Annotated in this window: 10 protein-coding genes; 5 read left to right on the top strand and 5 right to left on the bottom strand. The window is 61.4% G+C overall.

Annotation, left to right across the window (positions count from 1 at the left end; all coding sequences use genetic code 11):
- Nucleotides 1-22 precede the first annotated feature (22 nt).
- Nucleotides 23-676 carry a fructose-6-phosphate aldolase gene (fsa, locus tag LDL37_RS02845; protein WP_290794047.1) on the bottom strand — a complete coding sequence of 218 codons (654 nt, stop codon included), beginning with the start codon at nucleotides 674-676 and terminating at the stop codon, nucleotides 23-25.
- Between the two features lie 91 nt (nucleotides 677-767).
- Here fsa and rimO point away from each other — a divergent pair, with 91 nt between their 5' ends.
- Nucleotides 768-2,180 (top strand): 30S ribosomal protein S12 methylthiotransferase RimO, encoded by a 1,413-nt coding sequence (gene rimO, locus LDL37_RS02840; RefSeq protein WP_290794045.1) that lies wholly within the window; start codon nucleotides 768-770, stop codon nucleotides 2,178-2,180.
- Nucleotide 2,181: 1 nt separating this feature from the next.
- On the opposite strand, the gene LDL37_RS02835 is transcribed toward rimO, so the two are convergent.
- Nucleotides 2,182-2,649, bottom strand: coding sequence for a hypothetical protein (locus LDL37_RS02835; protein ID WP_290794042.1), 468 nt, complete (start codon nucleotides 2,647-2,649; stop codon nucleotides 2,182-2,184).
- 105 nt (nucleotides 2,650-2,754) lie between these two features.
- On the opposite strand from LDL37_RS02835, the gene LDL37_RS02830 reads away from it, so the two are divergent.
- Together LDL37_RS02830 and LDL37_RS02825 are read left to right on the top strand one after the other, a co-directional pair.
- Nucleotides 2,755-3,180, top strand: a complete 426-nt coding sequence (locus LDL37_RS02830; protein WP_290794039.1) for an Hsp20 family protein — start codon at nucleotides 2,755-2,757, stop codon at nucleotides 3,178-3,180.
- 96 nt (nucleotides 3,181-3,276) lie between these two features.
- A complete protein-coding gene (locus LDL37_RS02825) occupies nucleotides 3,277-4,812 on the top strand; it encodes an acetyl-CoA hydrolase/transferase family protein (RefSeq protein ID WP_290794036.1) in 1,536 nt (511 codons plus the stop codon).
- A 9-nt stretch (nucleotides 4,813-4,821) separates the two neighbouring features.
- Here the strand turns inward: LDL37_RS02825 and ptsN are convergent, their stop codons facing one another.
- Both ptsN and raiA read right to left on the bottom strand, forming a co-directional pair.
- Complete coding sequence (ptsN, locus tag LDL37_RS02820) at nucleotides 4,822-5,295, bottom strand: PTS IIA-like nitrogen regulatory protein PtsN (RefSeq protein WP_126421959.1); 474 nt, start codon at nucleotides 5,293-5,295, stop codon at nucleotides 4,822-4,824.
- 261 nt (nucleotides 5,296-5,556) lie between these two features.
- Nucleotides 5,557-6,180 (bottom strand): ribosome-associated translation inhibitor RaiA, encoded by a 624-nt coding sequence (gene raiA / locus LDL37_RS02815; RefSeq protein ID WP_013477652.1) that lies wholly within the window; start codon nucleotides 6,178-6,180, stop codon nucleotides 5,557-5,559.
- 258 nt (nucleotides 6,181-6,438) lie between these two features.
- On the opposite strand from raiA, the gene LDL37_RS02810 reads away from it, so the two are divergent.
- Complete coding sequence (locus LDL37_RS02810) at nucleotides 6,439-7,770, top strand: patatin-like phospholipase family protein (RefSeq protein ID WP_290794029.1); 1,332 nt, start codon at nucleotides 6,439-6,441, stop codon at nucleotides 7,768-7,770.
- On the top strand, nucleotides 7,767-8,342 hold the full coding sequence (locus tag LDL37_RS02805) for a CDP-alcohol phosphatidyltransferase family protein (RefSeq protein WP_290794026.1): 576 nt from the start codon (nucleotides 7,767-7,769) through the stop codon (nucleotides 8,340-8,342). The genes LDL37_RS02810 and LDL37_RS02805 overlap by 4 nt, the downstream gene beginning before the upstream one ends.
- Nucleotides 8,343-8,444: 102 nt before the next feature.
- Here the strand turns inward: LDL37_RS02805 and rpoN are convergent, their stop codons facing one another.
- On the bottom strand, nucleotides 8,445-9,953 hold the full coding sequence (rpoN, locus tag LDL37_RS02800) for an RNA polymerase factor sigma-54 (protein WP_290794023.1): 1,509 nt from the start codon (nucleotides 9,951-9,953) through the stop codon (nucleotides 8,445-8,447).
- Nucleotides 9,954-10,000: the final 47 nt, after the last annotated feature.

The raw sequence follows: 10,000 nt of genomic DNA, 5'->3' as shown, positions 1-10,000 counted from the left end.
GCCACGAAAACCAGTTCCGTCATCAGAGGATGCTTTGACCCGTGCTGGCCCAGTCAGCGAGGAAGGTTTCCAGACCCTTGTCGGTCAGGTCGTGCTGGAACATGGCCTTGATGACCGCCGGCGGCAGGGTGGCGCAATCGGCCCCGGCAATGGCGGCCTGAGCGACGTGGGTGGTGTTGCGCAGGGACGCGGCCAGAATGGCCGTTTCGAATTCATAGTTGCCGAACACGGTGCGGATGTCGCGGATGAGCTGCATCCCGTCTTCACCGCGGTCATCCAGACGTCCGACGAAGGGCGATACGAAGGTGGCCCCGGCCTTGGCGGCCAAAAGCGCCTGTGTCACCGAGAAACACAGGGTGACATTGGTCATCAGGCCCTGATCGGAAAAGACGCGCGTGGCTTTCAGGCCATCGACGGTCAGCGGCACCTTGATCACCACATTGTCGGCGATCTTGGCCAGCTTTTCGCCCTCAGCCACCATCTGTGCGAATTCCGTGGCCGCGACCTCGGCCGAAACCGGACCGTCGATCATGGCGCAGATTTCCTTGGTGACCTCAAGGATATTGCGGCCCGACTTGGCGATCAGGGTGGGGTTGGTGGTCACGCCATCGATCAGGCCCGTCTCATTGAGTTCGGCCAGAAGCGCGGTGTCGGCGGTGTCGGCAAAGATCAGCATGGTTTTTCCTTGGGCGTCTTTGTGTTTAGCGGCATTTGCGTGTATGAGGCCGCATTAATCCGTATAACAGAGCAAGTTCAAGTTTTTTTGCATGAGTAACGCCCCCGCCGCTTCTGACGCCCCCAAGGTTGGTTTTGTCTCGCTTGGCTGCCCCAAAGCGCTGGTCGATTCCGAACGCATACTGACGCGCCTGAAAGGCGAAGGCTATGCCACCGCCGCTGAATATGCCGGGGCCGATGTGGTGGTGGTCAATACCTGCGGCTTTCTCGATTCGGCGCGCGACGAAAGCCTGAACGCCATCGGTGAGGCTCTGGCCGAAAACGGCAAGGTGGTTGTGACCGGCTGTCTGGGGGCCGAGGCGGACCTGATCCGCGAACGCTTCCCCAATGTTGCCGCCGTTACCGGCGCGCATCAGTACGAAGAGGTGATGGAGGCGGTGCGCCGCATCGTCCCGGCCAAACCGGACCCGTTCCGTCCGCTAGTGCCGGAGAATGACCCGGGCGTGCGACTGACGCCCAAACACTATGCCTATCTGAAGATTTCCGAAGGTTGCGACCACCGCTGTTCCTTCTGCATCATCCCCTCTCTGCGCGGCGATCTGGCCTCGCGCCCGGTCGAAGAGGTCTTGCGCGAAGCCGAGGTTCTGGCCGCCAATGGTGTCAAGGAGCTGCTGGTCGTGTCGCAGGACACCTCGGCCTATGGGCTCGATATCCGCTATGCCGAAGGCCGCTGGCGCAACGACTATTACAAGGCGTCGTTCGAGGACCTGTCGCGGGGACTGGGTGAACTGGGCATCTGGGTGCGGATGCACTATGTCTATCCCTATCCGCACGTGAACAGCGTCATCCCGCTGATGGCCGAAGGCAAGATCCTGCCCTATCTGGACATTCCGTTCCAGCACGCCAGCCCCAAAGTGCTGAAGGCCATGCGCCGCCCAGGTAATCAGGACAAGACGCTGGAGCGTATCCTGAGTTGGCGCGAGATCTGCCCGGACCTGACCCTGCGTTCGACCTTTGTGGTTGGCTTCCCCGGTGAGACCGAGGCCGATTTCAACCTGCTGCTCGACTGGCTGGAAGCGGCGCAAATCGACCGCGTCGGGGCCTTTGCCTACGAAAACGTCGAAGGAGCCGCCGCGCGCGACCTGCCCGACCACGTGCCGGAAGAGGTGAAGCAGGACCGTCTGGCGCGCTTTATGGCCGTCGCCTCGCGCATTTCGGCGCAAAAGCTGCAAAACAAGGTCGGTCAGGTGGTCGATGTGCTGGTGGACGAGATCCGCTCAGATGGCGTTGCTGTGGCCCGCACCAAGGGCGACGCGCCGGAAATCGACGGCCACATCTACCTGAAAGGCTTTACGGGCCTGAACGCCGGGGACTATGCGAAGGCCAAGGTGACGCGCGCCGATGCCTACGACCTGTGGGGCGAGCCGGAAGGGCTGGTCAAGCTCAACCGCGTGCCCACGGCGCGCCGGGCGGGCCGCACGCACCGGCTGATTTCGCGGGTTTAGGTTAAGGGACCAACCAGAAGCCAAACCGCGAAATGGGATGGGCGATGTCCTTCAGCGGCCAGCCCTGCTGGGCCGCCAGGGCCTTCAGCGTGCGGCGCGGGGCCAACACCCAGCAACGTTGCGACAGGTGCCAGCCGTCCTGACTGTGCGACTTCGGGATGAAGTAGAGGTCGTGGGCGTCCATCTCGATGCTGTCGATCTGATCGAGGCGTAAAACCTTGCCGTCTGGCGAGATAAATTCGCGACGTTCGGAATCATAGCTGAATAGCGGCTTGTTCAGCACGCTCAGACTGATCATCCCAAACAACAACAGACCCAGCAGGACCAGACCGATCCCCTTGCCCTGCGTCACCATCAGCGCCGCCCAGAAGGGCGCGATCAGCATCAGGACAATGGTATAGGTGTTGAGCAAGGTGGCGCTCCAGCGCACCTCTATCACCGGTGTTTCAGGCGTTTCGTCAGACTTCATACCTGATGCCATATCCCGAAGTGACGCCGCATTCCACCCGCATTTTAGCCTCAGCACCTTGCGGGGGCGTGAACAAGCACGCATATCGGAAACGCGGAGGAAGCGATGTCCCGGTTTATAGTGTTCGACAGCCCGTTCCTGCTGGGGTTTGATGAGACCCGCAGCCTGATCGAACGCGTCAGCCGCGCCTCTGACAACTACCCGCCCTATAATGTCGAAGCCCTTTCGGCCCATCACCTGCGCCTGACCGTGGCGGTGGCTGGCTTCACCCCCGATACGCTGCGCCTCAGCCTGCAAGGATCGCAACTGACGCTTCAGGCGTTTAAGGAGCCGGGCAAGGCGCCGTCAGAGGCCGCACCACGCGAATTTATCCATCGTGGCATCGCCCAGCGCGGCTTTACGCGCAGCTTCGTCGTCGGCGAAGGGTTCGAGGTCGAGGGGGCGGTAATGGAATACGGCCTGCTGCATATCGACCTCAAACGACCCTACGCGCCAGAAGACGTGCGCATCATCCCCATTACAGCGAGATAATTTCACCTATGCGCATATAGTCGCACCAGCGAAAAACGCCTTGCGTCGGCGTGAGCCACCGGGTCATTACTTCCGGACAACCCGGAGTGTGCGTTGATGAACGGCCCGATTGCCACCCCTGCCCCCGCGCTGGATAGCGAAATCCTTGCGCGTATTCGTTGCCCAGAGCTGCTGACGCGCATCGCCACGCCGGATCAGGCCGCCAGCCTGATCCACGACGGCATGACCATCGGCCTGAGCGGTTTCACCCGTGCCGGTGACGCCAAGGCCGTGCCTCTGGCTCTGGCTGAGCGCGCCAAAACCCACCCGATGAAGCTGACGGTCATTACCGGGGCGTCGCTGGGGCACAATACCGATAAGCTCCTCTATGAGGCCGGGCTGCTGGCACGACGGATGCCGTTTCAGGTGGATGACACCCTGCGCGCCGCCATCAATCGCGGCGAGGTGATGTTTATCGATCAGCACCTGTCCGAAACGGTCGAAGCCCTGCGTTCGCGGCAGGTCGGCCCGGTGGATGTGGCGGTGATCGAGGCCGTGGCCATCACCGAAGACGGCGGCATCGTGCCCTCCACCTCGGTTGGCAACAGCGCGTCCTTCGCCATACTGGCGCCCAAGGTGATCATCGAGCTGAACCTCACCTATTCGGCAGCCATGGAAGGGATGCACGACATCTTCATCCCGGCCAAACGCCCGTCGCGCACGCCGGTGCCGGTCGTTACCTGCGACAGCCGCGTCGGGACGCCCTATATCCCCATCGATCCTGCCAAGATCGCCGCCATCGTTATCACGCGTGAGGCCGACAGCCCGGCCCGCGTGGCGACACCCGATGCGGCAACCACCGCCATCGGCGCGCATCTGGTCGATTTTCTGCAAAACGAAGTCAGGCAGGGTCGTCTGCCGCCGTCGCTCAACCCCATTCAGGCCGGCATCGGCGTCATCGCCAATGCGGTCTTGAGCGAGCTGAACCGCTCGGACTTCCATAATTTGCGCATGTATTCCGAGGTCTTGCAGGATTCGACCTTTGAGCTGATCGATTCCGGCAAGCTGCTCTATGCCTCCGGCTGTTCGGTGACGCTCAGCGCGCCCTGGGCCGAGCGCGTCTTCAATCACATCGACACCTATCGCGACCGCATCATCCTGCGGCCGCAGGAAATTTCCAACCATCCGGAAGTCATCCGCCGCCTCGGCATCATCGCCATCAATACGGCGCTGGAATTCGATCTGTACGGCAATGTCAACTCGACCCATGTCGGCGGCACGCACATGATGAACGGCATTGGCGGCTCAGGCGATTTTGCCCGCAATGCCTATCTGTCGATCTTTGTCGCCAAGTCTCAGGCCAAGGGCGGGGCCATCTCCGCCGTCGTGCCTATGGCCAGCCACGTCGATCATACGGAGCACGATGTCGATATACTGGTGACGGAAAACGGACTGGCCGACCTGCGCGGTCTGGCACCGCGCGAACGGGCGCGGCAGGTCATCGCCCACTGCGCCCATGCCGATTACCGCGACCTGCTGAGCGACTATTTCGAGCGCGCCTGCCGCGAGCGCGGCGGACAGACCCCGCACCTGCTGTCTGAGGCCTTGAGCTGGCACGAACGCTACGTCCGCACCGGCCATATGCGCCCTTAATCCCGTGACTTAGGCCGCGTGGCTGGTTTCGGTGCGGTTGAGCAGCGCATAGAGCGCATCCGCCGTATCGACCTGACGCAGTTGCTCGCGCAGCTCCTTCTGACGCAGGATGCGCGACACCTTGGCCAGAGCCCGCAGATGTTCGGAACCCGCCTCTTCCGGCGCAAACAGGGCGAAGATCAGATCGACCGGCACATCGTCGATGGCCTCATAGCTGACCGGGGTTTCCAGACGGATAAAGACGCCGTGCATACGGGTCAGACCCGGCAAGGCCGCATGGGGCACGGCCACGCCCTGACCCACGCCGGTCGAACTCAGCTTTTCGCGCTCCAGCAGGCCCTGAAGGATGGCATCGGCCTCAAGCCCATAGGCCCCAAGCGTCCGTTCCGCCACATCAGCGACGATCTGCAAGGCATTGCGCTTGGAATTGGCGCTTACCGGCCCGGCAACGCTGTTCCGGTCAAGCACTTCGGTGAGGAACATACCATATCCATCAAGTTTGCGGGCACAGGACCGATAGAGCCATGCGCGGTCATCCGCCGCTCAAACGGCGGTACGCGACCGCGCCAGCCCTTACAGACAGCACCCACTCAAGTCAACTTCGGCTCTTTGGCCTGTTTATGAAATTTTCGCGGCAATACGTCCAGCCAGAGCACGTTTCGATTGAATCCAATCGAAACGTGCTCTGGTTATTTCGCTTTGGCGCGCATTCCGAAAAGTGGGACCCACTTTTCGGAATGCGCTTCAATGCGCCTTACCGTTGAGTTTCGGCTTGGTGCGTTCCGGGTCAATCCAGCCGATATTGCCGTCGGGACGACGGTAAAGCACCGACAGCCCGCCATGCCCCGCATTGCGGAACATGATAACCGGATAGTTGGAAAGCTCCAGCTCAGCCACCGCCTGGGAGACACTCAGCGTGCGGATGGCCGCTTCGGTTTCGGCAATGATCATCGGCTGGGGCGGGCTGTCGTGGTCCATGCCATCGTCCAGCTCAGGCTCATCGTCGATGAGGTCGCTGCCCTGAATGACGGTCAGCGGGGCCATTTCGTGCTTGGTCGGCGTATTGGTCGGATAGTGGTCCTTCAGGCGGCGCTTATAGCGGCGGATACGCTTTTCCATATGATCGAGCGTGCCATCAAAGGCCGCGTGGGCGTCGCCGCCAAAGGCATGGGCGACAAGGGTCTGACCGGAGGCAAGGCGCACCCAGCAGTCGGCCTTGAACTGATGGCCCTGCTTGGAGATCGTTACTTCGGCGGACGCGCCGCCGCGATCAAAATATTTGGTGATACCCGCATTGAGTTCGGTTTCGATGCGCTCCTGAAGCGCAGCACCCAATTCAACTTTTTTCCCGGTAACCTGTATTTGCATGGCGATAACTCGCTCCTTTAATCTGCAAAGACGTCGCCACACTGGAGGGCGGGCGACCTTGAGCCCCAGCCGTGTTTACGGACCGTGGGTCCGCCTTCGACTGTACGCTTCTGGGTCCAGATGAAAAATCAAGAAAATGTGTAGGGACTGCGACCGTAAATCGCAGCCTTCGCCTTGAATTTTATGAGTTAATTACGTTTAACTATGCCGCGAACGGATTGGGGGATATACGGGGTACAACCCTCTCGGGGTTGGGGTATGGGGATGGTCAAGCGCATCAATCTGGTACTGAAGGGTGGGGTCGCCTCCGGCCTGATCTATGCAGCTCTGTTGCCGCGACTGGCACAGAATTTCGCCCTGTCGGGTTTGGCGGGAGCCTCAGCCGGGGCCATAGCCGCATCCCTGGGCGCTGCCGCCGAATATGCCCGCAGACGGGGGGATGCGGCGGGCTTTGCGCGGCTGGAAACGGCCTGCGCCGCCTTGCCCGCGCAACTGCCGCGCCTTCTGCACGCCAAAGGGGCGGCAGGGGCCGTACTGCGCGCCTTGTTGCATCTGGCACCGGGTTCTGGGCGACCGCGCTGGGGGCAGGCCCTTTGGGCCATGGGATTTCCATTATCGGTTGCCCTGCTGATTGGGGTGTGCGGGGCTGCCAAATACGCCCAATGGAGCCAGGGAGGCGGACACGCGGCGGCCCACGTCGTGGCAACCGGGCTCGTCTTTCTGGTCTTCGTGCTTCTGGCGGTTATGGTTTACGCCTTCGGTCTGGCCAGGCTTGTGTGCCGCCGCCATTTCGGGCTGTGCACAGGCTTGGGCAGCGGCGATCAGCCGGGCGTCACGGACTGGCTGCATCAGGCGATGCAAACCATCTCTGGCGCAGATGCCCCCCTGACCTTCGGTGATCTGAGCGCACAGCATATCCGGCTGCACATCGTCACCACCGACCTGTCGCGCGTCCGTGTGCACATGTTGCCGGAACTGGACACGCCCCTGTGGTTTGACCCAAAAGAATGGGCCGGGCTGTTTCCGTATGAGGTGCTTGGCGCGCTGCAACCTCAACGCCCCGCCCTGCGCTGGCCTCTGCCGCCGCCTGAGGCGCTGCCCGTGCTTGTCGCTGTACGTATGAGCCTCGCCTGTCCCGGCCTGATGTCGCAAATTCCCGTCTATGCGCAGGCCGAAGGCGGGGTGCGCCTCTATCTGAGCGATGGCGGTGTCGCCAATAACTTTCCGTTTGACGTCTTTGACACCGACGACGCGCCGACCTGGGGTATAGATTTCGACAGCCTGCGCGACGGCGATGACGAAGCGCGTCGTGTCGGTCTGTTGAGCGAAGCGCAAGAAGGGAACCGCATAGCTGCCGATCCGATGCCCAACCTGCTGGCCTATGTGTGGAATCTGCTGGCCTCCATGCGCGAAGCCGATATTCGTCGCCGCCTGCTGACCGCCACCCGCGCCAGTCGCATTATCCGCATCCGGTTGAAACGCAATGAAGGCGGCATGAACCTGCACATGAGCGCAGCGCAGACGGCGGTTCTGGCCGCCTGTGGCGAAACGGCGGCGCAACTGATTACAGAGACGGAGAGGCCCTTGTGAAAATCGCGAACCTGTTTACCGGACTGAGGATCGTCCTGATGGCCCCTCTGCTCTACTTCCTGATCAAGGGAGACAGTTGGCCCGCCCTGATCGTTTTTGCGGCTGCCGGTCTGAGCGATATTGCCGATGGCTGGCTGGCACGCGCGCTCAATCAGGCCTCGCGCTTCGGCGCCTTTTTCGATCTGCTGGCTGATCGCTTGCTGACCCTGACCCTGTTTTGCGGGCTACTGACGCGCGGCGTGCCGGAAATCGTGGTAGTCAGCGGCGTGGTCCTGCTGGCGCGCGATTTTCTGGTCGCCGGTCTCAACGAAGCCCTGCCCGATCAACTCAATATCCAGGTGTCACCGCTGGAGCGCGCCAAGATTGCGTTGCAGTTTCTGGGATTTGGCTTGCTTATTCTGCCGGAGCAATATGGCGACCTGCCTCTGGGAGCCGATATCATCGTACCCTTAAACAGCTTTGACGTCGGCGTGGTCTGTCTGAGTCTCAGCGCGGTCCTGTGCCTGATGACGGTCGGCGAATATGTGCGCCGGGCACGTCAGGCCTTTGAGACAGATCGAAACAGGGGCTGATTAGAGCGATATGTCGAAAAGTATGAGCGGTTTTCGACAAAAATATCGCGACAAAACAAAAATTTAGAGCGGGATGATGTTTCCATTTAAAATCATCCCGCTCTAACGGATCATCCGCTTGCGCTCGACCGAAGACGGGATGCGCAGGGCTTCGCGGTATTTGGCCACGGTGCGGCGGGCGATATCAACGCCGGCCTCTTTGAGAATTTCGACGATGCGGTCGTCGGACAGCACTTCACCAGAGGCCTTTTCGCCTTCGATCAGGTGCTTGATCTTGTGACGCACCGACTCAGCGGAATGGGCCTCGGAACCATCGGCCGCGGCAATGGCCGAGGTGAAGAAGAATTTCAGTTCAAAAACCCCGCGCGGGGTCGAGATATATTTATTGGTCGTGACGCGCGAAATGGTCGATTCGTGCATCCCCACGGCCTCAGCCACCGTCTTCAGGTTCAACGGGCGCAGGTGTTCGACGCCATAGACGAAGAAGCCATCCTGCTGACGCACGATTTCCGCCGACACCTTGAGGATGGTGCGCGCGCGCTGATCAAGGCTCTTGATCAGCCAGTTGGCCTGCGACAGGCATTCGTTGAGATAGGTCTTTTCCTGATCCGAACGCGCCGAGGTCGCCACCTTGGCGTGGTAGCTCTGATCGACCAGAACGCGCGGCAGGGTGTCGCTGTTGAGATCGACGCGCCAGCCGCCCGACGGGTCCTGACGCACAAACACATCCGGCACCACGCCGGCCTGTGGTTCCGCGCCAAAGGCCGCCCCCGGACGCGGCGTCAGGGCCTTCAGTTCGCGGATCATCTCCGCCAGGTCTTCGTCATCAACGCCGCAGGCCCGCCGCAGGGCGCTCAGATCACGGCGCGCCAGAAGCTCCAGATTGTCGATCAGCGCCGCCATAGCCGGATCAAAGCGGTTCCGCTCGATCAGTTGCAATTTCAGGCATTCCGGCACCGAACGGGCCATGACGCCGGTCGGTTCAAAGCCCTGACAGACCGTCAGGACTTTTTCGATCAGGTCCATCGCACAGCCAAGACGTTCGGCGATTTCCGTCAGATCGGCGCGCAGGTAGCCACCTTCATCAACGGCGTCGATCAGGATTTGCGCCACGGCCATTTCGGGCGCGCTGAACCCCGCGATCAGGGCCTGATCCATCAAATGTTCGGCCAAAGTCTTGTCGCGGCTCATAGCGCGGTCGAGCGTATCACCGTCGCCATCGAAACCGCCGCCCTTGCCGGCGCGGGTCCAATCAACCATCGGCCCTTCCCCGATGTCGGCCGAGGCCACAGGCTCGCGCACCGTCGGCTCATCGTCGCCATAGACATCGCCTTCGGAGGCGTCGAGATCGGAATTGGCCTGCTGCGTATCGCGGTCAGAGAGTTCCAGTTCACCGCGCTCTTCGCGGGGCAGGTCGGAGTCGGTATCCGGGGCGTCCGGACCGCCATCGCCGTCTTCGCGCAGCAAGAGCGGATTGCGCTCCAGCTCAGCCTCGACCACGGCCTCCAGCTCAAGGTTCGACAATTGCAGAAGCTTGATCGCTTGCTGCAACTGGGGCGTGATGACCAGCCCCTGCCCTTGTCTGATTTCCAGCCTTTGCCCTAATGACATGGACCGGAGCTTAGACGTTAACACCTTAAATTAGGTTAACCCCTTTC

Source organism: Asticcacaulis sp., from assembly GCF_020217185.1.
In the GTDB taxonomy this organism is placed as follows: Bacteria; Pseudomonadota; Alphaproteobacteria; order Caulobacterales; family Caulobacteraceae; genus Asticcacaulis.
The sequence above is the reverse complement of the archived record's forward strand: the minus strand, read 5'-3'. Positions and strand labels throughout refer to the sequence as shown.

What these genes read in the sequence shown, in the direction of transcription:
- fsa (WP_290794047.1), bottom strand. Translation starts at nt 676, where the DNA reads ATGCTGATCTTTGCCGACACCGCCGACACCGCGCTTCTGGCCGAACTC.
- rimO (WP_290794045.1), top strand. Translation starts at nt 768, where the DNA reads ATGAGTAACGCCCCCGCCGCTTCTGACGCCCCCAAGGTTGGTTTTGTC.
- LDL37_RS02835 (WP_290794042.1), bottom strand. Translation starts at nt 2,649, where the DNA reads ATGAAGTCTGACGAAACGCCTGAAACACCGGTGATAGAGGTGCGCTGG.
- LDL37_RS02830 (WP_290794039.1), top strand. Translation starts at nt 2,755, where the DNA reads ATGTCCCGGTTTATAGTGTTCGACAGCCCGTTCCTGCTGGGGTTTGAT.
- LDL37_RS02825 (WP_290794036.1), top strand. Translation starts at nt 3,277, where the DNA reads ATGAACGGCCCGATTGCCACCCCTGCCCCCGCGCTGGATAGCGAAATC.
- ptsN (WP_126421959.1), bottom strand. Translation starts at nt 5,295, where the DNA reads ATGTTCCTCACCGAAGTGCTTGACCGGAACAGCGTTGCCGGGCCGGTA.
- raiA (WP_013477652.1), bottom strand. Translation starts at nt 6,180, where the DNA reads ATGCAAATACAGGTTACCGGGAAAAAAGTTGAATTGGGTGCTGCGCTT.
- LDL37_RS02810 (WP_290794029.1), top strand. Translation starts at nt 6,439, where the DNA reads ATGGGGATGGTCAAGCGCATCAATCTGGTACTGAAGGGTGGGGTCGCC.
- rpoN (WP_290794023.1), bottom strand. Translation starts at nt 9,953, where the DNA reads ATGTCATTAGGGCAAAGGCTGGAAATCAGACAAGGGCAGGGGCTGGTC.